The organism is Eggerthella guodeyinii, assembly GCF_009834925.2.
Lineage (GTDB): Bacteria > Actinomycetota > Coriobacteriia > Coriobacteriales > Eggerthellaceae > Eggerthella > Eggerthella guodeyinii.
In genome coordinates this window covers 2,129,216-2,155,998 of record NZ_CP063310.1, presented here as the reverse complement: position 1 = coordinate 2,155,998, position 26,783 = coordinate 2,129,216, and the positions used below count along the sequence as shown (strand labels likewise).

General features: G+C 64.5%; 22 protein-coding genes, 1 tRNA gene and 1 pseudogene. 14 read left to right on the top strand and 10 right to left on the bottom strand.

All coding sequences use genetic code 11. From position 1 onward, the window contains the following. The first annotated feature begins 21 nt into the window (after positions 1–21). Positions 22–2,604 carry a heavy metal translocating P-type ATPase gene (locus tag GS424_RS09005; protein WP_160942511.1) on the top strand — a complete coding sequence of 861 codons (2,583 nt, stop codon included), beginning with the start codon at positions 22–24 and terminating at the stop codon, positions 2,602–2,604. Between the two features lie 41 nt (positions 2,605–2,645). Here GS424_RS09005 and GS424_RS09000 read toward each other — a convergent pair whose 3' ends face one another. Then, on the bottom strand, positions 2,646–3,782 hold the full coding sequence (locus GS424_RS09000) for a pyridoxal phosphate-dependent aminotransferase (protein ID WP_154331974.1): 1,137 nt from the start codon (positions 3,780–3,782) through the stop codon (positions 2,646–2,648). 103 nt (positions 3,783–3,885) lie between these two features. On the opposite strand from GS424_RS09000, the gene dinB reads away from it, so the two are divergent. The 3 genes and pseudogenes from dinB (at position 3,886) to GS424_RS08985 (ending at position 5,992) form a co-directional block, all read left to right on the top strand. Next, complete coding sequence (gene dinB / locus GS424_RS08995) at positions 3,886–5,214, top strand: DNA polymerase IV (protein ID WP_193666512.1); 1,329 nt, start codon at positions 3,886–3,888, stop codon at positions 5,212–5,214. Between the two features lie 23 nt (positions 5,215–5,237). Then, positions 5,238–5,579 (top strand): annotated as a pseudogene (locus GS424_RS18140) (class I SAM-dependent methyltransferase); the annotation flags it as partial. Between the two features lie 263 nt (positions 5,580–5,842). Continuing rightward, the gene (locus GS424_RS08985; protein ID WP_160942512.1) at positions 5,843–5,992 is read left to right on the top strand and encodes a hypothetical protein; all 150 of its coding nucleotides are present in this window, start codon (positions 5,843–5,845) and stop codon (positions 5,990–5,992) included. Positions 5,993–6,044: 52 nt separating this feature from the next. On the opposite strand, the gene GS424_RS08980 is transcribed toward GS424_RS08985, so the two are convergent. Next, the gene (locus tag GS424_RS08980) at positions 6,045–6,977 is read right to left on the bottom strand and encodes an amidohydrolase family protein (protein WP_160942513.1); all 933 of its coding nucleotides are present in this window, start codon (positions 6,975–6,977) and stop codon (positions 6,045–6,047) included. A gap of 48 nt (positions 6,978–7,025) precedes the next feature. Further along, the gene (locus tag GS424_RS08975; RefSeq protein WP_160942514.1) at positions 7,026–8,279 is read right to left on the bottom strand and encodes an MFS transporter; all 1,254 of its coding nucleotides are present in this window, start codon (positions 8,277–8,279) and stop codon (positions 7,026–7,028) included. Positions 8,280–8,620: 341 nt separating this feature from the next. Here GS424_RS08975 and GS424_RS18055 point away from each other — a divergent pair, with 341 nt between their 5' ends. After that, positions 8,621–10,042, top strand: coding sequence for a response regulator transcription factor (locus tag GS424_RS18055; protein WP_160942515.1), 1,422 nt, complete (start codon positions 8,621–8,623; stop codon positions 10,040–10,042). A 42-nt stretch (positions 10,043–10,084) separates the two neighbouring features. On the opposite strand, the gene GS424_RS08965 is transcribed toward GS424_RS18055, so the two are convergent. Next, complete coding sequence (locus GS424_RS08965) at positions 10,085–10,963, bottom strand: DegV family protein (RefSeq protein ID WP_160942516.1); 879 nt, start codon at positions 10,961–10,963, stop codon at positions 10,085–10,087. Positions 10,964–11,177: 214 nt separating this feature from the next. Here GS424_RS08965 and ileS point away from each other — a divergent pair, with 214 nt between their 5' ends. Genes ileS through GS424_RS08950 form a run of 3 tightly spaced genes read left to right on the top strand, consistent with a single transcriptional unit; the run spans position 11,178 to position 15,617 of the window. After that, positions 11,178–14,027, top strand: a complete 2,850-nt coding sequence (ileS, locus tag GS424_RS08960; protein ID WP_160942517.1) for an isoleucine--tRNA ligase — start codon at positions 11,178–11,180, stop codon at positions 14,025–14,027. Positions 14,028–14,031: 4 nt separating this feature from the next. Next, positions 14,032–14,586, top strand: coding sequence for a signal peptidase II (gene lspA, locus GS424_RS08955; protein ID WP_244977505.1), 555 nt, complete (start codon positions 14,032–14,034; stop codon positions 14,584–14,586). Then, on the top strand, positions 14,583–15,617 hold the full coding sequence (locus GS424_RS08950; RefSeq protein ID WP_160942518.1) for an RluA family pseudouridine synthase: 1,035 nt from the start codon (positions 14,583–14,585) through the stop codon (positions 15,615–15,617). Before lspA ends, GS424_RS08950 begins: the two co-directional genes overlap by 4 nt. Positions 15,618–15,826: 209 nt before the next feature. Here GS424_RS08950 and GS424_RS08945 read toward each other — a convergent pair whose 3' ends face one another. Beyond that, positions 15,827–16,642 (bottom strand): putative ABC transporter permease, encoded by an 816-nt coding sequence (locus tag GS424_RS08945; RefSeq protein ID WP_160942519.1) that lies wholly within the window; start codon positions 16,640–16,642, stop codon positions 15,827–15,829. Positions 16,643–16,736: 94 nt separating this feature from the next. Here GS424_RS08945 and hemH point away from each other — a divergent pair, with 94 nt between their 5' ends. Beyond that, positions 16,737–17,768, top strand: coding sequence for a ferrochelatase (gene hemH / locus GS424_RS08940; protein WP_160942520.1), 1,032 nt, complete (start codon positions 16,737–16,739; stop codon positions 17,766–17,768). Further along, the gene (coaBC, locus tag GS424_RS08935) at positions 17,761–18,981 is read left to right on the top strand and encodes a bifunctional phosphopantothenoylcysteine decarboxylase/phosphopantothenate--cysteine ligase CoaBC (protein WP_160942521.1); all 1,221 of its coding nucleotides are present in this window, start codon (positions 17,761–17,763) and stop codon (positions 18,979–18,981) included. The genes hemH and coaBC overlap by 8 nt, the downstream gene beginning before the upstream one ends. 10 nt (positions 18,982–18,991) lie before the next feature. On the opposite strand, the gene GS424_RS08930 is transcribed toward coaBC, so the two are convergent. Together GS424_RS08930 and GS424_RS08925 are read right to left on the bottom strand one after the other, a co-directional pair. Then, a complete protein-coding gene (locus GS424_RS08930; protein WP_244977504.1) occupies positions 18,992–19,561 on the bottom strand; it encodes a putative ABC transporter permease in 570 nt (189 codons plus the stop codon). A 9-nt stretch (positions 19,562–19,570) separates the two neighbouring features. Further along, the gene (locus GS424_RS08925) at positions 19,571–20,665 is read right to left on the bottom strand and encodes a putative ABC transporter permease (protein ID WP_160942522.1); all 1,095 of its coding nucleotides are present in this window, start codon (positions 20,663–20,665) and stop codon (positions 19,571–19,573) included. 226 nt (positions 20,666–20,891) lie between these two features. Between GS424_RS08925 and GS424_RS08920 the strand changes: the two genes are divergently transcribed. Both GS424_RS08920 and GS424_RS08915 read left to right on the top strand, forming a co-directional pair. Then, positions 20,892–20,968, top strand: a tRNA-Pro gene (locus tag GS424_RS08920). Between the two features lie 280 nt (positions 20,969–21,248). Next, positions 21,249–21,842: a hypothetical protein gene (locus GS424_RS08915; protein ID WP_160942523.1), complete on the top strand. Its 594-nt coding sequence runs from the start codon at positions 21,249–21,251 to the stop codon at positions 21,840–21,842. A gap of 102 nt (positions 21,843–21,944) precedes the next feature. Here the strand turns inward: GS424_RS08915 and GS424_RS08910 are convergent, their stop codons facing one another. Both GS424_RS08910 and istA read right to left on the bottom strand, forming a co-directional pair. Continuing rightward, positions 21,945–22,796: an ATP-binding protein gene (locus tag GS424_RS08910; protein WP_218958846.1), complete on the bottom strand. Its 852-nt coding sequence runs from the start codon at positions 22,794–22,796 to the stop codon at positions 21,945–21,947. Next, positions 22,793–24,100 (bottom strand): IS21 family transposase, encoded by a 1,308-nt coding sequence (gene istA, locus GS424_RS08905; RefSeq protein WP_218958845.1) that lies wholly within the window; start codon positions 24,098–24,100, stop codon positions 22,793–22,795. Before istA ends, GS424_RS08910 begins: the two co-directional genes overlap by 4 nt. 196 nt (positions 24,101–24,296) lie before the next feature. Between istA and GS424_RS08900 the strand changes: the two genes are divergently transcribed. After that, positions 24,297–25,466, top strand: a complete 1,170-nt coding sequence (locus tag GS424_RS08900; RefSeq protein ID WP_160941494.1) for a hypothetical protein — start codon at positions 24,297–24,299, stop codon at positions 25,464–25,466. A 105-nt stretch (positions 25,467–25,571) separates the two neighbouring features. Here GS424_RS08900 and GS424_RS08895 read toward each other — a convergent pair whose 3' ends face one another. Beyond that, on the bottom strand, positions 25,572–25,781 hold the full coding sequence (locus tag GS424_RS08895; protein ID WP_160941495.1) for a helix-turn-helix domain-containing protein: 210 nt from the start codon (positions 25,779–25,781) through the stop codon (positions 25,572–25,574). Positions 25,782–26,083: 302 nt separating this feature from the next. On the opposite strand from GS424_RS08895, the gene GS424_RS08890 reads away from it, so the two are divergent. Next, positions 26,084–26,470 (top strand): hypothetical protein, encoded by a 387-nt coding sequence (locus GS424_RS08890; RefSeq protein WP_160941496.1) that lies wholly within the window; start codon positions 26,084–26,086, stop codon positions 26,468–26,470. Positions 26,471–26,783 lie beyond the last annotated feature (313 nt).

Below are 26,783 nucleotides of genomic sequence, written 5' to 3'. Positions count from 1 at the left end.
GTTCGTCTGAAGGAGTACAAGGTGAAACAAGCATTCGATGTGACCGGCATGACGTGCGCGGCATGCTCCGCGCGCGTGGAGAAGGCGACCCGGGCCGTGCCCGGCGTCGACGACGTCGCCGTGAACCTGCTGAAGAACAGCATGGAGGTGACGTATCGCGACGGCGCGGAGCCGGCGGCCGTCGCGAGCGCCGTCGAGGCCGCCGTGGACAAGGCGGGCTACGGCGCCTCCGCGCGCGTCCCGGCGGGCCAGCAGGCGCCGGGCGCGGGAAGCCGCGCGGCCAAGGCGCGCCCCGTGGCCGACGCGGCCGCCGAGGCGAGGCACGTGCGCATGCGCCTCATCGTGTCCGCGGTGTTCACGATCCCGTTGTTCTACCTGTCCATGGGGCACATGTTCGGCTGGCCGCTGCCCGGGTTCTTCCTGGGCGACGAGAACGTGCTCACGTTCGCGTTCACGCAGTTCCTGCTGTTGCTGCCCGTCGTGTTCGTCAACTTCAAGTTCTTCCGCGTGGGCTTCAAGACGCTGTTCCACGGCGCGCCGAACATGGACTCGCTCATCGCGCTCGGCTCGACGGCGGCCACGGTGTACGGCATCTACGCCATCTACAAGATCGGCATCGCGCTGGGCGCGGGCGACCTGCACGCCGCGCACCTGGCGGCCATGGACCTGTACTTCGAGTCGGCGGCCATGATCCTCACGCTCATCACGCTGGGCAAGTACTTCGAGGCGCGCGCGAAGGGCAAGACTACCGACGCCATCGCCAAGCTCGTGGACCTCGCGCCGAAGGAGGCCACGCGGCTCGTGGACGGCCGCGAGGAGCGCGTCGCGGTGGAGGCGGTGCGCGCGGGCGACGTGCTGGCGGTGCGCGCGGGCGAGGGCGTCCCCGTGGACGGCACCCTGCTCGAGGGCTCGGGGACGGTGGACGAGTCGGTGATCACGGGCGAGAGCGTGCCCGTGGACAAGCGCCCCGGCGACGCGGTGACCGGCGCCACCGTGAACCGCACCGGATGGTTCACCATGCGCGCCGACCGCGTGGGCGACGACACCACGCTGGCCGGCATCATCCGGCTCGTGGACGAGGCCACATCGACGAAGGCGCCCATCGAGAAGATCGCCGACAAGATATCGGGCGTGTTCGTGCCCGTGGTCATCGTCGTCGCCGTCGTCACGTTCGCCGTGTGGATGCTCGGCGGCTCGACGCTCGAGACGGCCATGTCGCACGCCATCAGCGTGCTCGTCATCTCGTGCCCGTGCGCGCTCGGCCTGGCCACGCCCACGGCCATCATGGTGGGTACCGGGCGCGGCGCGCAGAACGGCATCCTCATCAAGTCGGCCGAGGCGCTGGAAACCGCCCACGACGTGAAGACCGTCGTGTTCGACAAGACGGGCACGGTGACCGAGGGCGCGCCGAGCGTCACCGACGTGGTCCCGGCCCCGGGTGTGGGCGAGGAGCGCCTGCTGGAGCTGGCGGTGTCCATCGAAGGCCGCTCCGAGCACCCGCTCGCCCGCGCCGTGTGCGACTACGCGCGCGGCCGTCATGCCTACCCGCTGCTCGTGGAGGACTTCAAGCAGGTGCCCGGCGAAGGGGTGGCGGCGCTCGTCGACGACCGCCCGTCATGCGCCGGCAACCTGCGCATGATGGAGGCCCGCAACGTCGCGGTGGGCGCGTTCGCCGAGGAGGCGCAGCGGCAGGCCGACATGGGCAAGACGCCGCTCTTCTTCGCGCAGGACGGCGAGCTCCTGGGCGTGATCGCCGTGGCCGACACGGTGAAGCCCTCGAGCGCCGCCGCCCTGGCCACGCTTTCGGCCATGGGCATCCGCACGGTGATGCTGACCGGCGACAACGAGCGCACCGCCGCCGCCATCCAACGCGAGGTGGGCGCCGACGAGGTCATCGCCGGCGTGCTGCCTGACGGCAAGGAACGCGAGATCCGCCGCCTGTCCGAGCAGGGCCGCGTGGCCATGGTGGGCGACGGCATCAACGACGCCCCGGCGCTCGCGCGCGCCGACGTCGGCATCGCCATCGGGGCCGGCACCGACGTGGCCATCGAGAGCGCCGACATCGTGCTCATGAAAAGCGACCTGCTCGACGTGCCCGCCTCCATCCAGCTGTCGCGCGCGACGCTGCGCAACATCAAGCAGAACCTGTTCTGGGCGCTCGTCTACAACGCGGTGTGCATCCCCGTGGCCGCCGGCGCCCTGTCGTTCATGGGCCTGAACCTCAACCCCATGATCGCCGCGGCCGCCATGAGCCTGAGCTCGGTGTGCGTCGTGTCGAACGCCCTGCGGCTGCGCGGCTGGAAGCCCAACCTCCCCTCGGCAGCGACGGACGCGCCCGCGTCCGCGCCCATCGATAGCACCGAGCTTGACGACCCTGACGATCCCAACGAAAAGGAGACCACCATGGAGAAGACCCTGAACGTCGAAGGCATGATGTGCCAGCACTGCGTCGCCCACGTGAAGAAGGCCCTCGAAGGCGTGGAGGGCGTCGAGGAGGCCGTCGTCGACCTCGACGCCGGCACCGCCACCGCGAAGCTGGCCCGGGACGTGCCGGAGGAGACGCTGGCCGCCGCCGTGGTGGAGGCGGGCTACGAGGTGAAGTAGAAACGAGGAGGGCTGCCGCGGGCAGCCCTCCGTCGAAAGCCCTAGCAGCCGGCGATGATCTCCCGCAGGGCGGCCACGAGCTTCTCGTTGTCCTCGCGCGTGCGGACGGCCACGCAGAAGTAGCGGCTGTCCTCCAGCGCGGGGGTGCCCTCGAGCTTGCGGATCAGGAACCCGGCCAGCTGCAGGCGCTGCGCCAGCTCGTCGGTGTTCGCCACGCCGAGCGCCAGGTCGGGCCCGCCGTCGAACGTGCACATGACGTAGTTCGCCTCGGCGGGGAAGATGTCGATGCCGGGGATGAGGTTCAGCATGCACTGCAGCCAGGGAATCTCCGAATCGAGGAAGTCGCGCGTGCGCTCGAGGTGCTCCGTCTCCGAAAGCGCCAGCTCGCCGATGACCTCGGCGAACATCGGCACGCACGAGCTGTCGTAGAAGCGCGTGATCTGCGCGATGGTGTCGGGGTGCGCGATGCAGTAGCTGATGGGGATGCCCGGCATGGCGAAGGGCTCGCACAGCGAGCGCACCACCACGAGGTTGCGGTGCTCGTTCACGAGCGCCACCATGCTCTCGCCGCCCAGCGTGAGCTCGATGGAGCGCTCGTCCACGACCACCCAGGTGCAGGCGTCGAGGTAGGCGAGCAGCGTCGGCCTCGGCAGCAGGCGGCTCGTAGGGTAGCCCGGGTTCGCCAGCACGGCGGCGTCGAACACGATGCCGTGGCGCTCGGCCGCGGCCGGGTCGGGCACGGTGAAGCCGGCCGGGCTCGCGATCTCCACCACGCGATGGCCCGCGTTGCCGGCGGCCAGCGCGTACTCCACGGGGCCGGGGACGGCCACGCCCACGGTGCAGGGCTGGTAGGTCTGGGCTACGGCGCGCACCATGTCGCCGACGGTGGAGCCCACGAGGAACGATTCCACGGGCAGCCCGAACTTGCGGGCCAGCACGCTGCGCAGCGTGTGCGCCTCGCGGTCGGGCGGGTAGTTCAGCTCGCCGGCGGCCAGCGCCGTCTCCATCGCGCGGATGAAGGAGGGGGGCGTGCCCAGGGGGTTCGCCGTGCCGGAGAAGTCGATCCAGTTCATCTCGGAGCGCATTTCGTAGGGGGGCGACAGCAGCTGCTCGGGCAGCGCGGTCACGCAGGCGCGTACGCCGGGACGCGCGTCGGTGTCTCGCTGCGTCATCGTCATGTCTCTCCCTCCCTGCGTTTCGCCTCGTGATTCGAGGCAAGGAATGAATATCCTAGCACAAGTTCATTACGCCCGGGCGCGGCGTGGTAGACTTATTCGCGCAATGCGATCCGATTCCCCACAGACCGATCCCGAATCGGCTGCCGATGGCGGCGGCTTCGCCATGCCGTTGGAGGAGTGGCGCGGGTCGGCCATCCTGCTCGTGGACCTCGACGCGTTCTTCGCCTCGGTCGAGCAGCTCGACCATCCCGCCTGGCGCGGCAAGCCGGTCATCGTGGGCGGCGACGCCGACAAGCACGGCGTGGTGTCCACGGCGTCGTACGAGGCGCGCCCGTACGGGGTGCACAGCGCCATGCCCTCGTCCACGGCGAAGCGCCTGTGCCCGCACGCCATCTGGACGCACGGCCATTTCGACCGCTACCGCGAGATGTCGAACGCCATCATGGACATCCTGCGCGCCGAGACGCCGCACGTGCAGCAGGTCAGCATCGACGAGGCGTTCATGGACGTGTCGCCCACGTCGGTGAACCGCGAGCACCCCGTGCGCGTCGCGCAGCGCATCCAGCAGCGCGTCGAGAAGCTGGGCGTCACGTGCTCCATCGGCGTGGGCACGTCGAAGACCATCGCGAAGATCGCCTCGGACATGGACAAGCCGCGCGGGCTGACCGTGGTGTACCCGGGCGGCGAGCGGGACTTCCTCGCCCCCCTTCCCGTCCGCACGATGAGCGGCATCGGAGCCGCGGCCGAGGAGAAGCTGCACTCCCGCGGCATCCGCACGCTCGGCCAGCTGGCCGATGCCGACGAGGGCATGCTGCTGCGCGTGTTCGGCAAGAACGGCCACGTCATGCACGTGCGGGCGAACGGCGGCGACGACGCGCCCGTGGAGCAGGACGACTCGGTGAAGTCGGTGTCCAACGAGATGACGTTCGCGTCGGACCTCACCGCGCGCGACGAGGTGGAGGGCGCCATCGCCACCATCGCCGCGAAGGTGGGGCGCCGCCTGCGCCGCAAGGGCCTGCGCGGCCGCACGATCAGCCTGCGGGTGCGCTACGACGACCGCAGCGTGCGCTCGGTGCAGCGTCAGCTGGCGGCGCCCAGCGACGACGAGTTCGCCTACACGCCGCTTCTGTACCGCATGATGGGCGAGCTGTGGCGGCCCGGCATGCCCGTGCGCCTCATCGGCGTGGGGATGACGGGGTTCGAGGAGGGCGACGGCGTGCAGGAGAGCCTGTTCGACGTCGCGGAGGCCGCGCCGAACGAGGACGACGTGCGGCCGTCCATCCCGGACGAGGGGAAGCGCCGCGGCCTCATCGAGGCCACCGACCTCGTGAAGGACCGGTTCGGCGAGTCTGCCGTCCGCTTCGGGCGCGAGCTGCGCGGCGAGGAGAACACCACCGGCTCCGCCAGCAAGAACCCGGCCGACTACAAGTGAGGCGCCGCGACGAAGGAGGACCCATGGGAAACGAGAGCCGCTTCGACGGGAAGGCGGCCGTCTACGACGCGGCGCGCCCCGGCTACGCCCCCGCGCTTATGGCGCACCTCGCGTCTGAGGAGGGGTTCGCGGCGGGCACCCGGGTGGCCGACGTGGGATCGGGCACGGGAAGGTTCTCCGAGCAGCTGCTGGAGCTCGGCTGCATCGTGGAGGCCGTCGAACCGAACGACCAGATGAGGGCCGTGGCGGAAGCGCGCCTCGGCGAGCGCGCCGAGTTCTCCTCGACGGCGGGGTCGGCCGAGCGCACCGGGCTCGCGGACGCCTCGGTCGACCGCGTGTGCGCCGCCCAGGCCTTCCATTGGATGGACCCGCAGGCGTTCCGGCGCGAGTGCCGGCGGATCCTGCGACCGGGCGGGGCGGTCGCGCTCGTGTGGAACTTCCGCGACCCGGCGTCCCCGCTCGTGCGGGCGAGCGCGGCCGTGTGCGCGCGGCACTGCCCCGGGTTCACGGGCTTCAGCGGGGGCATGGACTTCGACGGCGCCGCCGTCGGCGCTTCTTCGAGGGCGCGTACCGCACGGTCTCGTTCCCGCACGACCTGGCCTACGACCGCAAAGGGTTCGTCGACCGGATGCTGTCGGCCTCCTACGCGCCCGATCGCGACGACCCGGCGCATGCCGCCTACGCCGCCGACTTCGAGCGGCTGTTCGACGAGCACGCCCAAGCGGGCGTGCTCGTGCTCCCCAACAGCACCGCAGCCTACATCGGCGAGGTGGCGTAGGGGAGCGCGGCCCCCGCAACCGCCGGGGGCCGCGCGCACGCGCTTCGCCGCGCTAGGCCATGCCGATGAGCTTCGCCATGTTCGCGTACATGACCTTCTCGGACAGCTCCGTGCCCTTCCCGAAGGCCTCGAAGGCGGTCTCGACGGAAGCCTGGGTGCCTCCGAAGGGGCGGTCGACGCCGAAGAGCACGCGGTCCTCGCCGAACAGCTCGACGAGCATGCGCATCTCCTCGGCCGAGCGGAAGGTCGTGTCCACCCAGAGGTTCTCGGCGCCCCCGAGGTGGGCGGCAAGCGTTTCCGCCTCGCCGCCGGTCAGACCGCCCGCATGCGCGGCGATGAACTTGACCTGGGGCAAGCGTTCCACGAGGTACATGAAGTCCTCGAGGTTGCCGTAGGCGGGGTTCTGGGTGGCCGCTTCCGGGGAGTCGTCGGGGTAGTAGGAGTTCACGCCGCAGTGGCTCACCACGGGCAGGCCCGTCTCGGCCCACAGGGCAACCGCCTCCTCCACGCGCGGGTCGCGCAGCGAGACGTTCTGGAGGATGGGGTGGATCTTGAGGCCGCGCGCTCCCCGGGCGGCGTCGGCGAGCAGCTGCGACCCGATGGCGCGCCCGTCCTCGATGCGCCAGTCGGCCGAGGTGAAGGGGATGATGCGCGGCTCGACGAGCGCGGCCACCCGGTAGTCTTCGAACGTGATGAAGGGCGCCACCGGATACAGGCAGACGTAGTCGACGTGCGATTCGTCGAGGTCGCGCGACAGCTTGCTCAGCGTGTTGGCGTAGCTGACGGCGGCCGTCATGTCGATGACGTTCTTCACCTGCTCGGGGTTGTCGGGGTCGAGGAACGCGCCCTTGAAGCCGCCCTCGGAATAGGAGGCGAACGGGTCGTGCTGGGAGGGGTCGATGGGGACGTCGCCCTTGTACACGACGTTCTTCTCGGATGCGAAGATGTCGCCGAGGTGGGAATGGCAGTCGATGATCTTGTGCATGGTGCTCCTCGTTTCTCTCATGGTTTTCGATAGGGCTCAACGACGGTCTTACGACGGGTTCGCGGCGCCGGCCGCGCACGCGGGCGCGTCGTCGGGCGTTTCGGGCGACGACGCCGCGGAGCTCAGCTTGGTGGCCGCCATGGCGGCCGCTCCGACGAGGGCGACGACCAGGAAGCACGCGCCGGCGGCGGGCCACCCGAACGATTCGACGAGCGCTCCGGACACGGGCGCGCTCAAGAGGGTGCCCGTGTTCAAGCCGATGTTCAGCACGCCGAGCGCGATGCCCGCGTACATCGGCTTGGAGGCGGTCTCGGGCCCGATCGTCCAGCAGATGCAGGGGATGAGCGCGTCGAAGATCGGGAACACGAACACGAACGCGACGACGAGCGGCTCGCCGGTGATGAGGAAGGCGGCCAGGCCGATGAGGCCGTACGCGAAGAAGCTCGCGACGCCGAGGCGCTTGCGGTTCTTCACGCGGTTCAAGATGCCGCCGATGATCCAGGCGTACACCATCTCGACGAGGTACAGGATGGCCACCCAGCGGCCGATCTCCTCGGACGACCAGGACGTCGCCACGCCCCAGTACGCCGACACCCAGCTGACGAACGTGAACGAGCAGAACGTGAAGCAGGCTGCGGCGATGGCGAGCGTGAACGACGCGCGCGATTTCAGCCCTTCGCGGATGGACACCTCGCTGCTCTCGACGTCCGCGAAGCTCTCGCCGGGCGCGGGGCTGTCGACGAACACCAGGAACAATACGGCGGTCAGCACGCATGCGACCAGGCCGAGCATCCACATCCCCTGCCATCCGAACGCTCCCGACAGAGGGGCGGCGCAGAAGAAGAGGATCGTTTGCGAAACCATCATCCACGAGCCCCAGAGCCCCATGGGCAGGCCGCGCTTCTCGGGCGGGAACCACATGGAGATGAGCGTCGGCGCCAGCACCGCGATGATGCCGATTCCCGTTCCCTCGATCACGCGGCTGACGATGAGCACGCCGACGTTGTCGGTGGCGAGGCCTATCAGCGAGCCGACGACGGCGAAGGCGAGGGCGGTCACGCCCGCCTTCTTCGGCCCGAACCGCTTGATGATCATCGCGGCGGGCAGCGCCATGATGATGCCGACGAAGGTGAAGATGGTGCTGAGCAATCCCGCCGTGCCCATGCTGATGCCGAATACGTCCATGAGGACGGTGATGATGGGCGAGACCTTGTTCTGCACGAGGGCGAGCGATATGCCGCCTAATATGGCGACGAGGCATACCGCCCAGCCCTTCGCGCTCGTGGTTCTTGTCACGCTCATGGTGAACCCCCTTACGTTTCGTGTACGTTGCCGCGCGGTCCCGATGCCGATGCGGTACCTCCTCTCGACGTCGTGCGGCATGACTCGGAAGACCCGCGCGGCACGCACCTTACGGAGCGGCCTCGCCTGCGGGAACATCTCGGGGGGATGGTTGTCGCGATCCGGCGACGTCATCACGAAATGATGGGGGAGGGGCCTCTCATCATTTCGTGATGAGAGGCCCGGGACGAGCATTTCAACCTCCGATGACCACTGACGTGTTCGGGGGCGTGGCTATAATTGCACCCGGCACGTGGCGGGGCAGGCGAAGGCGGGGAGGTCTTATGCGCTCGGGTCCGATCATGCATACACTACGCACCATGTTCTCGTCGACGCCGGGCAGCGTCGCGCTGCTCTGCTCGTTCTCGTTCTACAAGGCGCTCGCCATCATCGTGTGCACCGAGTCGTTCCTGTTCCCCTCGGCGCGGCAGATCGCGCCGGCCGTCGTCGACCCGCAGATCGTGTTCTTCCTGGCGTGCGCGACGGTGTGCATCGTCGTCGCGGTGTTCCTGCGGAAGAGCAGCGCCCTGTTCGCCCAGGACTGGTACGCGTGGCTCATGCTGCTGTCGATGCTCGTGGGGATGCTGCTTCTGTTCCTGCGCGCGAACGCCGACGCCCAGGATGCCTTTTCCCAGGATATGTGCCTGTATTTGGGAATCGGGTGCCTGGCGCTCGGCTTCATGGGGGTCCATATCGAGTTCGGGCGGGTGTTCGGGCACCTCGGCATGGCGAGGACGCTCGCGTTCGGGGTCGCCTGCTCGTGCATCGGCGGGGCGCTCTACTTCGCGGCCGGCATCTTCGAGGGACCGTCTGCCTGGGTCGCGGTCGCCGCGTACGCCGTCGTCATCGTGGGCTCGTTCTCACGGGCGCGGCGCGCGATGGACAAGGCCGTCATCTACGGCCGGAAGTTCGAGGAGGACCTGCAGGTGCCGTACCGGTTCATGTCGACGTCGCTGCTCCAGGGCCTGTCGTTCGGCTTCCTGTACGGGGCCTTCGCGTTCTCGGACGGGGAGGCGTGGCAAGGCGTCGAGCTGGCGGGCCTGCTCGGCTCGGCGCTGCTGACGGCGCTCGTCTTCCTGGTCGCCCATGTGGACTTCAACCGCGCCATCTACCAGGTCGGGTTCCCGCTCATCGCCGTCAGCATGCTCTGCTCGAGCCTGGGGGTCGCGTTTCCGACGATGTGGGTCGCCTGCCAGGTGACGGGGTTCCTCTATCTCGATTTGGCGCTGTGGGCCCTGGGATCGTACCTGATCAAGGACTGCGACCAGCCTTCGACGTGGGTGGCTTCCTGTCCGACGGCCATGCTCATGGTCGGCAGGGCCGTCGGCATCGCGGCGGGAGGGGCGGTGGGCGGCCCCGACGGGCAGACGGCCTGGTGCGTCGGGGCGTTCGCGATCGTCCTGGCCTCGCTGCTGCTGTCGAACGAGCGCAACATCAGGACGGGCTGGGGCTTCATCTGTCCCGGGGATTCCCGGTCGCAGGTCGATTTGAGCGCCACGTGCGAAGTCGTGGCGAAGGAGTACCTGCTCACCCCGCGCGAGCTGGAGGTGCTCAAGCCGCTCGTCCAAGGCGACGACGCGCAGGACATCGCAAAGCGCCTGTACATCTCGCCCAACACGGTGAAGTCGCATATCCAGAACATCTACAACAAGCTGGGCGTCCATTCGCGCAAGGAGCTGCTGCGCGTGGTCGAGAGCCGCCTCAAGCTCCTGGAATCCCGCTGAAAAGCCCCCGACCCGCGGATCGCAGGCCGGGGGCGCGCGTGCCTAGCGCTTGTTGGCCAGGAAGAACAGCGCCATGGTGCCCGGGCCGGAGTGGGCACCGATGACGGGGTCGACGTAGTTGACGACGACCTGCTTGCACCCGAAGCGCTCCTTCACCTGCTCGGCCACGTACTCGGCCTCCTCGATGCAGTCGCCGTGCGTGATGAACACCATCTGCTCGTCGATGGGCGCGAGCGCCGTCTTCTCCATGTGGTCGACCAGCGCGTTCAGGGACTTCTTGCGCCCGCGCACCTTCTCCAGGGGGACGAGATGCCCCTCGTCGTCCACGTGCATGACGGGCTTGATGTTGAGCATGGTGCCCGCCCAGGCCGCCGTCTTCGACACGCGGCCGCCGCGGAACAGGAACATGAGGTCGTCCACGGTGAACCAGTGGGCCAGGTGCAGCTTGTTCTCCTCCACCCAGTCGCGCACCTCCTCGATGGAGGCGCCGGCGCGGGCGCGCTGCACCGCGTGCCAGATCAGCAGGCCCTCGCCGCCCGAGGCCGCCAGCGTGTCCACGGCGTACATCGTGCGGTCGGGGAACTCCTTCGCCAGGTCGCGGATGAGCAGCTCGGTGGCCTCGTACGTGCCCGACAAGCCGCTGGAGAAGCCCAGGTACAGCACGTCGCGACCCTGTTCCAGCAGGCCGCGCATGAGCGCCTCGGAGTCGGCCAGGTTCGGCAGCGACGTCGTGATCACCTTGCCGTCGCGCATCATCGTGTAGAACTGCGCCAGGTCGGTGTGCTGGCCCTTGAGGTAGCTCTGGTACTGCTCGCCGTCCACCATGAAGGTGAGGGGGAGGATGTGCAGCCCGAAGTCGTCGATCATGTCCTCGACGAGGTTGCAGCTGGAATCGGTGACGATCTCGAAGTTCATCGGCATACGACGCGTCCTTCCTGAAAACTGCAGCGGTCGGCAAACCCGAGTCTTCCGCTGTGAATATGCAAACGATGAAAAGTATACCGTGAAGCGCTGTGCTCCTGTGTCGCAATTTTGAAAAGTGCGGTCAGGCTCGCTGGAAACGGTGCTCGTTCCACTATACTATAGCGGTTTATAGCGAACAGAAGCGCATGCTTTAAGGAAAGGTACGGCACCCGTGGCGAACACGTACAAAGAAACGATGAACCTGCCGAAGACCGACTTCGCGATGCGGGCGAACCTGCCCGAGAACGAGCCGAAGCGGTTGGCCAAGTGGGAGGAAGAGCGCGTCTACGAGCAGGTGCTCGAGAAGAACAAGGACGGCAAGCCGTTCATCCTGCACGACGGCCCCCCGTACGCCAACGGCCCCATCCACATCGGCCACGCCTTCAACAAGATCCTCAAGGACTTCGTGAACAAGTCCCACGCGCAGCGCGGCTTCTTCACGCCGTACGTGCCCGGCTGGGATTGCCACGGCCAGCCCATCGAGCACATGGTGGAGAAGACGCTCGGCCCCGACAAGATGGCGAAGATCGACCAGCCCACGCTGCGCCGCCTCTGCCGCGAATGGGCCGAGAAGTACGTCGACGTGCAGCGCGAGGGCTTCAAGCGCCTCGGCGTGAACGCCGACTGGGAGCATCCGTACCTCACGTTCACGCCGAACTACGAGGCGGGCAACGTCGAGGTGTTCAAGAAGATGTACCTGGACGGCTCGGTGTACCGCGGCCGCAAGCCCATCCACTGGTGCAAGCGCTGCCACACCGCGCTGGCCGAGGCCGAGATCGAGTACTCCGACGAGACGTCTCCGTCCATCTTCGTGAAGTTCAAGATGGACCTCATGCCCGGCGTGTACGAGGCCGCCGGCGCGGCGGGCGACGCCTACGTGCTCATCTGGACCACCACGCCCTGGACGTTGCCGGCGAACACCGCCGTGTCGCTGGCCCCCGACGCCGACTACGTGATGGTGCGGGCGGACGGCTCGAACATGATCATGGCGCGCGAGCTGGTCGAGCAGGTGGCCGACATCGCGGGCTGGGACGACTACGCGCTCGTCACCGGCGCGGCCGGTGAGCCCGTCGCGCTCAAGGGCCGCGAGCTCACCGGCCTCACCTACACGTGCCCCATCCGCCAGGACCTCAAGGGCACCATCATCTACGGCGACCACGTCACGCTCGATTCGGGCACGGGCGCGGTGCACACCGCCCCCGGCCACGGCCAGGACGACTACCTCGTGGCGCTTGAGTTCGACGTGCCGCTGCTCATGCCCGTGGACGACAACGGCGTGCTCACCGACGAGGCGGGCCCCTTCGCGGGCCTCGACGTGGACGAGGCGAACCCGGCCATCATCGCGTGGCTGCGCGAGCGCGGCACGCTCGTGGCTCAGAAGGAGATCCTGCACAGCTACCCGCACTGCTGGCGCTGCCACGAGCCGGTCATCTTCCGCGCCACCGACCAGTGGTTCGTGTCGATGGACAAGAACAGCCTGCGCGAGGACTCGCTCGACGCCATCGAGAACAAGGTGGAGTGGATCCCCTCGTGGGCGAAGAACCGCATCGGCTCCATGGTGGCCGACCGTCCCGACTGGTGCATCTCGCGCCAGCGCTCGTGGGGCGTGCCCATCCCCGTGTTCAAATGCGCGAAGTGCGGCAACACGGTGGCGAACGAGCAGACGTTCGACGCGGTGATCGACCTGTTCTACCGCGAGGGCGCCGACGCGTGGTTCACGCACGACCCGTCCGACTACCTGCCGCGCGGCATCAAGTGCGAGACCTGCGGCTGCACCGAGCTGCTACCCGAGAAGGACATCCTCGACGTGTGGTGGGAGAGCGGCGTGTCGCACACCTCCGTGCTGAAGCACCGCGAGGCCGAGGGCCTGCGCTTCCCGGCCGACATGTACCTCGAGGGCTCCGACCAGCATCGCGGCTGGTTCCAGTCGTCGCTGCTCACCAGCATGGGCGCCTACGGCGTGCCGCCGTACAAGAGCGTCATGCACTGCGGCTTCACGGTGGACGGCGAGGGCCGCAAGATGTCGAAGTCCCTCGGCAACGGCGTGGACCCGGCCGAGGTCATGGAGAAGAGCGGCGCCGACGTGCTGCGCCTGTGGGTGGCCAGCGTCGACTACTCGCAGGACGTGAGCATCTCCGACGAGATCCTCCAGCGTACGAGCGAGGCCTACCGCCGCATCCGCAACACGTTCCGCTTCCTCCTGGGAAGCCTCGACGACTTCGACGACACGAAGCACGCCGTCAAGGACTGGGACGCGCTCGAGCCCATTGACCGGTGGGCGATGGTGCGCACGCAGCACCTGCTCGCCGACGTGGAGGCCGCCTACGACGCCTACCGGTTCCACTACGTGTACCGCGCCGTGTACGACTACATCGTGAACGACCTTTCGGCCGTGTACATGGACGCCACGAAGGATCGCGTGTACTCCGAGGCGCCCGACTCGCCGCGTCGCCGCGCCGCGCAGACCGTGCTCATGAACATCCTCGAGGTGCTCGTGCGCGTGCTGGCGCCGGTGCTGTCGTTCACGACCGACGAGGTGTGGGAGCACTACCCGCTGGCCATGCGCGAGCGCGAAGGCCGCCCCTCGAACGTGCAGCTGGCCGGTTGGCCGGAGCCGTCCGACTTCCTGCCGGCCGTTCCCGCCGCAGAAGGCGAGCGCGCGGCCGAGGACTTCGGCGTCATCCTCGGGGTGCGCGAGATCGTGACGAAGGCGCTCGAGGACGCGCGCGGCGAGAAGACGGTGAACAAGAGCCAGGAGGCGGCCGTGACGGTGACGGCGCCGCGCGGCGTGCTCGACGTGCTGGAGCGCTACGACGCGGCCGTGTTCGAGGAGCTGTTCATCGTGGCCTCGGTGGCCTTCGAGGAGGGCGAGGAGCTGGCGGCGACGGTGGCGAAGACCGAGGCCGAGAAGTGCCCGCGCTGCTGGAACTACCGCACGCTCGGCGGCAACCCGAACCATCCTGACGTATGCGAACGCTGCGGCGACGTGCTCGACGCCCTCGGCTTCGCAGAGGGGGAGTAGCCTCTTGGATACGAAGCGCTCGCGCAACACGCTGGTGTTCGGCATCGTCGCGCTCGCGTGGCTCGCCCTCGACACGCTCACGAAGAGCTACTTCAACGGCTCGTACGCCGTGGGCGAGGTCGTCACGGGGCCGCTGCTCGGCCTCGTGCGGTTCCACCTCGTGCACAACACGGGGGCCGCATGGGGCATGTTCGGAGACTCGACGTTCCTACTGGGCGTCATGTCGCTCATCGTGTGCGTGCTGCTCACGGTGTACCTGTTCTTCCTGGCGCATCGGCCGAGCACCCTGCAGGTGGTGGGCGTGGCGCTCGTGGTGGCGGGCGGCCTCGGCAACGCGTTCGACCGCTTCACGCTGGGCTACGTCGTGGACTTCATCGAGCCCGTGTTCATCGACTTCCCCGTGTTCAACGTGGCCGACATCGGCGTGACGTGCGGGTTCGTGCTGTTCCTCGTCGGCGTGATCCTCAGCTGGCGCCACGAGGACCGCATCGCCGCCGCGTCTGCCGAAGCGTCCGAAGCGTCGGACGACGCGCGCGACGAGGGAACCGACGCCCGATGAGCCGCATGCTGAGCTACGCCGCCGCCGCCGAGGACGCGGGGCAGCGCCTCGACGCCCTGATGGCCGCGCGCGGGCTGTACCCCAGCCGCAGCGTCGCGGCGCGCGCGGCGGACGAGGGGCTCGTCTTCGTGAACGGCGCGGCCGTGGCGAAGAAGCACCTCGTGGCCGCGGGCGACACGATCGTGTACCAGGTGGAGGAGGCCGTCGAGGCCGGGCCTTTGAGCGGCCAGCCCATCGACCTCGACATCCGCTACGAGGACGACGCCCTCATCGTGCTGTCCAAGCAGGTGGGGCTCGTGTGCCATCCGTCGGTGGACCACGACGACGGCACCCTCGTGAACGCCCTCATCTACCACTGCGGCGCCGAGCACCTGTGCAACGTGCAGGGGGAGGACGACCGCCTGGGCATCGTGCACCGCCTCGACCGCGACACGAGCGGCCTCATGCTGGCCGCGAAGACCGACGAGGCGGGCTACGCGCTCATGTCCGACATCCGCGACCGCGCGGTGGATCGCCGCTACCTGGCGCTCGTGCACGGCGTGATCGCCCACGACACGGGCATGATCGACGCCCCCATCGCGCGCGCCGAGAAGGAGCGCACGCGCATGGCCGTCCGCGACACGCAATCGGCCCGCGAGTCGATCACCACGTTCCGCGTGCTCGAGCGCTTCGAGCACGGTCCGCGCGACGACGGCTACACGCTCATCGACTGCAAGCTGTTCACGGGCAGGACGCACCAGATCCGCGTGCACCTGGAGTACGCGAAGCACCCCCTGGTGGGCGACCCGGTGTACACCTCGGGAGCGCCGAGCGCGCCCGCCGCCGACCTCGGCCTCGACCGCCAGTTCCTGCACTCGTTCCAGCTGGCCTTCGAGCATCCCATCACCGGCGAGAGCCTCCGCTTCGCCGACAACCTCCCCGCCGACCTGCAGGGCGCGCTTGACGACCTCGCCCCCCGCAGCATGGGCCGCACGGCAGCCGGCGAGGACGTGCGAGGATTGCTCGAAGAGGCCCCGAGGCCGAGGTTGTAGACGGCTTTCCACCAGTGCTTGGCGCGGCGGTGGATGAGAGCCCCGTCCTCCTATGGCGCGGCGGGGGCTTCGGGATGCGAGCGTCTTTCTCCGCGCTTATCGCACGCCGCGCCCGTCGCGAATCGGCGCGGACGAGCTTGCCGAACCACATGCCCTTTCCCGCGCCACAGGAGGATGGCAGCGCGCGCCCCTTCCATGATGCGCAGGCGTCATCCCTTGCCGTACACGCTCATGTTCTGCATGCGCGCCTGGAGGTAGCTGTCGGGGAAGTGCTCGTCGAGGAAGCGCTGCTCCCAGGTGGTGGCGGGCACGCCGGCGGCGCGCTGGCCCTCGCGATCGAGCGCGAGCACGGTGACGGCGATGTTCGCCGCCATGAACAGGCTGAGCGCCACGGTGACGATGCGCGCGAGCACGCTCTTCGCATCGACGTGCGAGAACACCCGCTTGATGAACGGCAGGATCGTGCGCACCCACACGAGGCCCAGCAGGCCCCACATCACGCCGAACGCGAAGTTCGTGCGCCCGTTGATGCTGCCGAACGTGCCGCTGTAGTCCCAGGCGATCGCGCCCCACAGCACCTCCATGAGCCAGCTCGTGGTGTACTCCATCACCGAGCCCAGCAGCATGGCGATGAGGAAGATGATGAGGTTGTGCGAGTGGTAGAAGCGGTTGAGCGATGCCGTGAGCACCACCGCGCCCACGCCGTAGATGGGCGAGAACGGGCCCCATACGAGGCCTGCGCGGCTCTCGTAGCCGCCGTACACGATGGCATGGAACGCCGTCTCCACCACGAGCCCGAACACGCATCCGGCCATGAACAGCCAGAACAGCGTGAAGTAGTCGATCTTGAGGTAGCCGAGGTTCGGGCGGACCTGCTCGCGGGCCTCCTTGCCGATCTCGCGGAGGATGCCCGGGCGCGGTGCGGCGCTTTCGCAGGAGGAAGGTCCGGCATCGGGCTCGCGATCGGGTGTTACGGCCTGTCGCGACGGTAATTCCGCAGCCGATTTTTTCGGTTCTTTCTCCATTCACCTGCCCTATCAATAGTCAATGGGCTAAACTATAGCAGATTTTCAAGGGCGGAATTCAACCGTTTCGTCATGTCTACGCCGCAGGAAGGTGATGAACATCGTGCCACAGGGGAAGCGCTCAGGGGTGCTCTTAGTGAACACCGGCACGCCCGCCGTGCCCAAGCCCCGTGCCGTGCGGAAGTACCTTGCCAGGTTCTTGATGGACAAGCGCATCGCGCCGATGAACCGCGTGGGCTGGTGGTTCGTCCTTCACCTGTTCATTCTTCCGAAACGCGGGCGCGCGTCGGCCGAGAAGTACGAGAAGATCTGGACGGACGAGGGCTCGCCGTTCACGATCGCCCACGAGAAGCTGGCCGCCGGCCTGGGCGCCGCGTTCGACGAGGAGGGCCTCGACGTCGCGGTGCGCTGCGCCATGAGCTACAGCGACCCGTCGGTGCTCGACTGCGTGCGCGAGCTCAAGGACGCGGGCTGCACGCGCCTCGTCGTGCTGCCGCTGTACCCGCAGAGCGCCTACTCCACCACCGGCTCGGTGTCCGACAGCGTGGAGCACGCGCTCAAGAAGGCGCGCTGGGACGTGCCGTGCGACTTCGTGGACAACTACCACGACGACCCCACCTACATCCGCGCCATCGCCGCGTCCATCGAGCACGCCGGCTTCGAGGTGGATTCCGACGACAAGGTGCTGTTCTCGTTCCACTCCATCCCGCTCGTGGACATCGAGGCGGGGGACACCTACGAGCTGCAGACGGGCGCCACCAGCCTGCAGGTGGCCAGCGAGCTGGGCATCGACCGCAACCGCTGGACCATCGGCTACCAGTGCCGCTTCGACAAGGGCCGCGAGTGGCTCACGCCCTTCACGCGCGACGTGCTCACCCGCTGGGCCGAGGCGGGCGTGGGGCGCGTGTTCTTCATCTGCCCGAACTTCGCCGTCGATTGCCTGGAGACGCTCTACGACATCGACTACGAGCTCAAGCCGTTCTACTTCGACCAGATCGAGCAGGCGGGCCGCACGCCGGACGAGGCGTGCTTCACCTACGTGCCCTGCCTCGACCGCAGCCGCGCGCACCTCCGGGTGCTCGCCGACGTGCTGCGCCCGCATATTGAGGAGGTCCCCCATGACTAACGCAAACGACGCCGCGGCCAACGCCGCGCAGAAGACCGTGCTGCTGGGCGTGACCGGGTGCATCGCCGCCTACAAGTCGTGCGAGATCGTGCGCGGCCTGCAGAAGGCCGGCGTGCGCGTGAAGGTGGTCATGACCGAGCACGCCGCCGAGTTCGTGGGTCCCACGACGTTCCGCGCGCTCACGCACGAGACGGTGGCCGTCGGCCTGTTCGACGACCCGTCCGACCCCATCCACCACGTGTCGCTCGCGCAGGAAGCCGACGTGTTCCTCATCGCGCCGTGCACCGCGAACGTCATCGCCAAGATCGCCAACGGCATCGCCGACGATTTGCTGACCACCACGGCGCTGGCCACCACCGCGCCGCTCGTCATCGCGCCGGCCATGAACGTGAACATGTACGAGAACGGCGCCACCCGCTACAACATCGGCAAGCTGCACATCCGCGGCGCGCGCTTCATCGACGCCGGCGACGGCTACCTGGCATGCGGCGACGTGGGCAAGGGCCGCCTTGCCGAGGTGGACGACATCGTGTCGGCCACGCTCGACGAGCTGGGCGTGAAGCGCGACCTGGCCGGCCGCCGCGTCATGATCACCGCGGGCCCCACGGTGGAGCCCATCGACCCGGTGCGCTACATCTCCAACCACTCCTCGGGCAAGACCGGCTACGCCATCGCCCGCGCGGCGGCGCTGCGCGGCGCCGACGTGACGCTCGTGTCGGGCCCCGTCTCGCTGAGCGCGCCGCAGGGCGTGCACATGGTGCACGTGAGGACGGCGCGCGACATGTACGCGGCGGCCGAGGAGGCCTTCGAGGACGTCGACATCGCCATCTTCGCGGCGGCGGTGGCCGACATGCGCCCGCGCGAGGCGGCCGAGCACAAGCTGAAGAAGGGCGTCGCCGACGCCGAGCTGGGCACCATCGACCTCGTGGAGAACCCCGACATCCTGGCCACGCTGGGCGCGCGCAAGCGGCATCAGGTGGTGGTGGGCTTCGCCGCCGAGACGAACGACGTGGTGGCGAACGCCGAGAAGAAGCTCGTGTCCAAGCACGCCGACCTCGTGGTGGCCAACGAAGTGGGCGGCGGCCGCGCGTTCGGCGCGGACGACAACGTGGTGTGGTTCGTGGACGACGAGGACATCGAGGAGCTTCCCCGCATGTCGAAGACCCGCCTCGCCGACGAGATCCTCGACAAGGCCATCCAGTTCCTGGCGTGACGCAGGCTCGCTACGCGAACTTCACGATGCAGAGCACGACGAACGCGGCGACCGTGAGAGCGGCCGCCGCGTTCATGATGCGGGGCGGCACCTTCGCCAGCAGCTTCTCGCTGGCCGGGTAGATCGTCCAAGCGTACAGCATGGCCACCGCGCCCAGCGCGAGGTCGTTGACGAGCCACGCCTGTCCCAGCACGTTGAAGGGCAGGGCGGAATTGTCCCAGAGCGGGTACTCGCCCGCAAGGTTCGGCTGGTTGAGCATGAGGCCCATCGCCAGCTCCATGACGAGGCATACCCCTACCGTGATCAGGAAGAACTGCGCCGCCGCGCACGCGGTCGAGCGACGGCGCGCCAGGAGGCGCTCCTTGAGCGGCACGAGCGCGATCGCGCACACCGCGACGCCCACGCCGTAGACGAGGAAGGGGTAGAAGGGGTCGCCCCACACGAGCGAGTCGTCGTCCACGATGCCGAACAGGTCCATGAAAGAGCAGTACGCGATCTCCATCCAGTGCCCCGCCACGCTGAACGCGCAGAAGTACACCGCGAGGTTGCGCCAGAAGGCGGGGGAGCGCAGGCGGTCCACGTCCGCCGCCTAGGCGCCCGAAGGCGCGCTTCCGCCCACGTTCATCGACTGGATCAGCTGCTCGGTGGCGGCGATGACGTCCTCGTCGGAGACCGCCACGTTCACGCAGTACAGGAAGAACAGGATGCAGAACCCGATGACCACCACGATGAAGGCCATGTTCATGGCGTAGGAGGGCACGCGGGCGAGCAGCTTCTCCAAGCCGGGGTAGATCACCCAGGTCATAAGCGTGGCCACGAACCCGAACGCCACGGCGTTCTGGAGGCACACCTGGCCCATGAAGTTGCAGAACATGTTCCGGTAGTCCCACAGCGGAAGCGTGCCGTCAGGCAGCGGCTGGTTCAGCATGAGGCCCATCGCCAGCTCGATGCCCGTGCACACGAGCGCGTTCGCGACGAAGCTGAGCGCGAGCGGCGCCGCGATGCCCCGGAAACGGCGCTGCAGGAGGTTCTTGACGGGGAACAGCAGCAGCACGCAGGCGACCGCGCCGAAGCCGTACACGCAGAAGGGGTAGAGCCAGTCGCTCCAGATCTGGGAGCTCGGGTCGTAGACGCCGGGGATCAGCCCGAAGCGGATGAGCGTGCAGTATCCCGCCTCCATCCAGTGGCCCACCACGCTGAACACGCAGAAGTAGATGACGAGGTTGCGCCAGAACCCCCAGGTGGTCGGTCGGAAGTAGCCCGCGTGCTCGTCGAGCTGCGCCCGCGCCCTCTCGTCGGAGAAGGGGTGGACGAGCACGGCCTTCGCCCGGCGCGACGTGAGGAAGTAGGCGAGCAGGACGATGTCCGACGACGAGGAGATCAGCTGGCTGACGGGGTCGAACGTGCCGGTCGCCAAGCTGTATGCGCTGCCGACCACGATGTTGAACAGGCTGAACGCGATGACGAAGGCGCGGGTCGCCCGATAGCGGTGCCAGATGAGCCAGAAGCAGATGCCGTCGAAGATGAGGTTGGCGTAGTCGATCGCGTCGGCGAACCCCAGGGTGTAGCTGCCCTTGATCATGAACACGAGCAGCGAGATGGTGATGACGACGTTGATGGCGAAGAACACCTGGATGACGCGCATGAAGCCGAGCTTCTTCGGGTTGCTGAAATCACGGGCCATTCGTCGGCGCTCCTGTCGTCTCGGTCGCGAACGACCATTGTACCGACGGTTCCGCAGCCCGTCGCGCGCGAAACCCTGATGCAACCGGCGGTTGAGGGGCGCCCGCGGCCGCGCGGTTCGGAAGAAGGTTCGGAAGATGCAAATTTCTTCTTGCAAAGCACCGAGGTTACCGTTAATATAGTCAACGCTGTTTGGGAAGCTCGCTTGAGCGACCGGGCATGCACAACGGGTTGTGGCGCAGTTTGGTAGCGCACTTGACTGGGGGTCAAGGGGTCGCAGGTTCAAATCCTGTCAACCCGACCAGATGAAGTAGCAGGTCGGAAGCTGAAAATGCTTCCGACCTGCTTTGCTTTTCCTGGGAGTTGTGGAGGGCTGTAGTCTAATTTTGGTCTAATGGGTTAAGTTGTGTATGTGCATCGGCCAATGGCTCTGCGCAACAGGCCTCCGCTTGACCCTTTCTCCGGATGTGTGAGATTTTGCAAAGAGTTCAGCTAAGCTCTCCATAGCTGGTCGATACGCTTTGCTGTAGCATATGCGTATCGGACGGCTTTCACTGCGAACGGCCTTGAAACAGGGATGATCCATGGGGAAAGAAAAGAGATCTCTAAAAAGCAAGCTTGTCTCAAAAGCGGCTGAGATTAAAAGAGAGTCTGCTCATTTTCGAGCAAAATTCAATCGTAATCATAAATATACGCTTCCAGATATTAAGAAGCTTCTCAAATGTACTCTTTTTATTACTGTAGCTCTGGCGATTCTTTTCGTATTTCAAATTGCTTTAGCTCGCTTTACAAGTGTGCCAGCCTATACGACTAACGACTTAGCTAAAAATTTAGTGATCGCACAAATTACCATCGTTTCGATATCAACTTCTATAATCTCCCTTGTTGCAAGTTTTGATAATAAGTACATATATGGAATGAGGCTTAATGAAGCGCTCTTCCGACCTTTGTGGCTTTTCAGACCTTTACTGTTTGCACCTTTGCTTCTGACTTTGTGCAATCTATGGATTCTAATATCTGGATACAATGATGTAGCGATTACCGCAATTTTTCTCATATCGATGGCGCTAATGATGATTTGCGTTTGGAAAATGCTTCGGGTTTTTCTTGCTCCGGATACGTTCAAAGAAAATCTACGTCGTTACTATTTCAAAGAAAACCGCATCCAGCTGTGTTAACGTCGGGGATAAATAGCCTCCGAGAGTCGGGCGAGAATAGCCAATTCCAGTCAAATAATAATCGCCAATACACCAGCAATTAGCCATGCCCGCCCGACAGATTTACTTAAGCTTTACCGCATTGGGAACCGCCTCGACAGAGTAGGTATCAAGCCCGGCGCCGCGGTAGCTCGGGCCCCTCATCATGAACACCGTGGCTTTATCGAAGATGCGGTCGAGCATGCAAAGAAGCGTTTCGTCACCCGTAAAGAACTCGCTCCAGTTGACCACGGGATAATTGCTCGTGAGGATGAGGGTGTTCGGGCATTCCTTTTCATAACGGCGGTCAATGATGTCGAAGAAAAGATCCGTGCACGCCTTATCGAAGGTGCAGCGGCCCACTTCGTCGACGATGAGGCACGACGGCTTTACCAGCGAGCTCACGGTCTTGCCGGGGTTCGGGCTCTTCGCCGCCTTGCTCAGCTTGTCTCTGAGTTCGGAGGCCTTCAGGAAGTAGGCTTTGAAGCTTTGCTGGCAGCACTCCCGGCCGTAGGCTTGGGCAAGGTGCGTTTTTCCGACGCCATGGGGGCCGATGAGCGCGATGTTCTTGCGCGCGTGCAGGTTCGACAGCGCCGACAGCTTCCTGAGCGCCCCCGCATCGCGACCCTGGATGCGGCCGTAGTCGAAGTTCCCGAAGGTCTTGGGCTCCTTGCGGGGCAGGCGGCTCATCTTGAGCATGGTCGCTATCGTGGCCTCGTGATGCTTTTCCGCCAGATACTCGAACACCGAGGCCACGGCCTGAAGCTCCGACTCTCCCATGTCCGACCTTTCTGCCAACGCGGCCAGCTCTTCCGCCGTCAAGCTGACGGCCAGCTCGTCGGCGCGGGTTTTAACGAGATCGTAGATGCTTCGGCGTGGGGCAGGTTCGCCGGCGGCAGGATCGAAGACGGCGCCGTTTTCGATCTCGGCCATCATAGCATCCCTTCGAAGTCGAACTTCTCAAAGGCCGATTTGACTTTCGGCGGCTCGAGTTGCGCGATCGTCGTCTTTACGGGTGCGGTCGGCAACTCGCATGGCTGGATGTCTGCATATTGATCCGAACAGAAGCTGTCGCGACGGCCCCAGGTGACGGCATGGGCGGCAAGCTCTTGCGACAGATCCTCAGAGTAAACGTGCAGGACGGAGCCTTCGCGGCTGATGCGGCAGGTCTTGCCCGCATACCAGTACGGGACCCCGAACCGCCGACCTTCATAGCTGACGAACCCGTCGAAGCTGATCTTGCGGCGCGGGCACAAGTAGCATGCGACGTCATCGGCGATGGCGACGACATGGGCGGCGGGAAGGCAGGAATTCGCATGCTTGTCCGCGGGAATGCAGTCGACGGCACGCCGATAGCGCGAACCTTGCGCGACGCACCAGGCCAGCGCATCGGCGTTCAACTGCGTGACGTCGGCGAACGTGCGTCCGGCGAGGAAGTTCCCTTTTACGAACCGCACCAGGCGCTCGACCTTCCCCTTGGTAAACGGGTGGCGAGGCTTGCAGAGCCTGGTCTTGAAGCCGACGCAGGCCATGAAGGCGGCGTAATCGGCCTGCCAGACGGGGCGTCCCTCAAAGTCGCGGCGGATGACGACGCTTTTCATGTTGTCGGTCAAGACGTGGTCGGACACACCCATCAGCATGAAGGCATGAACCATGCCGATAAACAGGTTTTCCTGACGGGCATTGGGGAAGAATTCGATGTAACAGGTGCCACAGTGATGGCATATCATCGCGAAGCAGGCAATCTTATAGGTACGGCCCCGCCAGTCCTCAACCTCGACGAAGCCCCAGTCCATCTGGTAGGACTCGCCAGGCCCGGTCTGAAAGCGCCTCCCGCGGCTGCCTTGTGGCTCCACCAGCCTCCGCTTGGCAGGCACCAGGTCGGCGTGGTCTTTGATGTAGGTCTTCACGCTGGTAAGGCCGCCTTTGTAGCCCTGTTCGGCGATGCGTTCGAAGCAGACCTCGGAGTTGGTGACGCTACGCCGAAGCAGGTCGTCCAACACGCCTGTAAACCCCGTGAGCACGGTGGTCTCCGCCTTCTTCCCGCACCGGCCGTGCGGAGCCGCTTTAAAGCCCTTGTCCTGCAAGGTTCTGGCCTTCGATCGCGACAGGCCTGTCTTTCTTGAGAATTCGGCGAGGTTGACCTTCGACGGGTCGAATACGTCTCCCGACTCCTCGGCCATCTCTTTCAAGACAGCGTCTATAATCGCTTGAAGGCCATTGCGTTCGTTGTCATTCATAATCCTCCTAACGCTGGCGTATTGGCGTATACCAGTGTAGGTTTATGGGGACGCAATGGCTGTTTATCTCTGACTGAAATCGGCTAATTTAATCCGACTGTTGGTGGCTAATATCACCCGACGCTAACAGCTGTTAAAAGCGCGTCCTTTAGACAGCAAATTGTCTCAAGCAATGCTGTCCTTCAGAGACATTACGATGCAGCATGTAATTAGTTGCTCGCCGGAAGAAAGCGAGAATTTGAATGCCTATATTCTTTTGGCTGAACATAGCCTTTCTGAATGTAAGACTGACGTTCAAGCCTATTACTCGGAATCTTTGGCGCATAGCGATTTTCTAACTCATATTGCACAGTTTGCAGAAGAGATGTTGTACAGGGGACGGTATATAAATGGCATAAGACTATATTGCCAGTTGTACCGCTTGCTTAACTACTATCGTGTAGTGAATTTTTCCAATCACGAAATGTCTCATCGTTTATATTTAGCTGCTAAATCAATACGCTATATCGATAATGAAATATTGGCCGAAGAATACCAACGTAGCTTTGTCAGGCTTTGTGAGGAACAATGGTTGCAGAAAGACATTTTCCTAGTTGATGATTTTAGTACGCTTAGACTGAGCGACATGGTTAGCCTGTATCTCGTTCCTGACACACTTCTCTCAAACTACTATGTAGCTTTGTCGGAGAACACTTTTCTTGACGAACATGCAAAGAGCAGGCTGTTTTTTGAGCTATACGATGATATTCGGATGTGCATAAAGTTTGGCGTAATAACAAAAGGGAGTAATGACGATTTTTGTAGCAAAGAGTGGTGGACGAGTTTCGATCATCATCACAGAAGGTACCGGAATGAATGCTTTTGCATGATTTCGATTGCATTAATGATTCTGGAAATGATGAATTCGGGTGACAGAGAGAGGTTTTCGCTCTTTTCAACCATGGATTTTCATACACGGTCTACTTCAATCCTCAGAGCATTATGCGCGCTTTCACTAGTGCACCATATAGCAAACAGTTGCTCTGGAAGTTACATGCTCGATTTAACTATTCCGGAAAGTGATTCGTTTGAATTCTTGCATGATTTGAAGATATTGAGTATCACAGATAGTAAGGAAGACCTTCTTTTGGTCTATAAAACAATTTCGCGCTGCTTTTGCAGAGAAGAAGATGGCAGCAAAGAGCATCGAGCAACGTCTTTTCATCCTAGACTGCATTTCGAAAAGAATATCCTCGATAGTTTTTTCCTTTGCCTATTCAGGAGACTCGGGGATGTGGATTTCTTTTTGGAAAATATTGAATTGAGTTTATCCGAGAACGAAAGCATCAAATCTATTGTTGATAAAGCAATTGAATATGATGGATAAACGGACAGGGAGCGGGATACGGCCTATTCAATTCTCGCAACAATCTAACGTGTTCTGCGTTGCACTCGCTTCGATTCTTTTGACCTTGGAAAGAAATCACCGACATTAGAAAAGCTCGCGAATCTCAACGTCGAGTGCCGAGGCGATCCGGGACATGGTATCGATAGACAAACTGCATCGCCCGGCCTCGATGCGGCCAAGATAGGTGTTGTCCATGCCGATCATAAGCGCGAGCTTCCTTTGGGAGAGGCTTTGTTCTTCCCTACGCTCTCTCACGCGCTGACCGAACCTCAATCTGTCCTTTCTGGTATCCATAAAGCTAGCGTATGCGAGACAATGTTCCTAGTGGGTGACTAGTATCACCCACTAGGATAACAATCCACCTATTGAACGGGCGTTATCCAAGCAAGCAAAGCATGCGAACCCGGTATGGGCAAAACGACTATTGGCATCGACCCCAACATAAGGGATGCCGCTTCGTACCAACTTTGACGAAAGGGGTTCGCGATGACGGGGAGAGAAGAAGAGAGGACGGAAGCTGCGCTCGGCTTCCAAGAAACGACCGAGCTGCTGAATACGGCGTACGAGGCCGTGGCTGGATCGTCGACGATACTCGCATGCTGTACATGCGCCTGCAAGAGGCGTACGAGGCTGAATCGACCGAGATGGCGGACAACGTGTTCGTCGTCCGCAGCAGCCTCGACGAGAGCGTGCGCATGATCGGCGATGCCGAGGAGGCCCTTTCCTCGTTGAAGGGGCCGTCGCGGAAGCTGGCATGCGAGGCAGAAGGGGGGAGGGCAATGAAGGACGCAAGCGTCGCACGCAGCCCCGGCACAGCCAGCGCTGCCCGCCGGAGGCGTCGCGGCCCTTGCGCGCGAAGCTCGGGCAGCCGCAGCGCGGGCACTGATCGGGCTCGCCGTGCGCTCAAGGCGGCGAGGTCCTCGGCGATCGCCGCCTTGAGCGCACGCGATAATTTGCGCTTCTCTGTAACGAGATGGTTTTGACTTGGCCTACGATTCGGTTCACAGGGTCCTTCTCCACGAAGTCTTTTCGACAATCGCATCGTAGAGCGAGGGCCCTTTTCGCGCGTCCCGAAAATGGAACCATGTCAATGGTGGTTTAACAGCGGACTTCACGCTTGGTGCAGTAAACAGTTTTCCACGGAGATTTAGATATTTGCCAGTAACAGGGTTTTTGTCAATGCAGTGCCGCAACCGGTAGACCTTGCCCGGTTTGACCTCTTTGATTGTGCCGTTGCCGATTATGACCATGCGTCGTTCAGTCCTTCGCATTGCCAGCCGATGGCGTCAGTCTAGC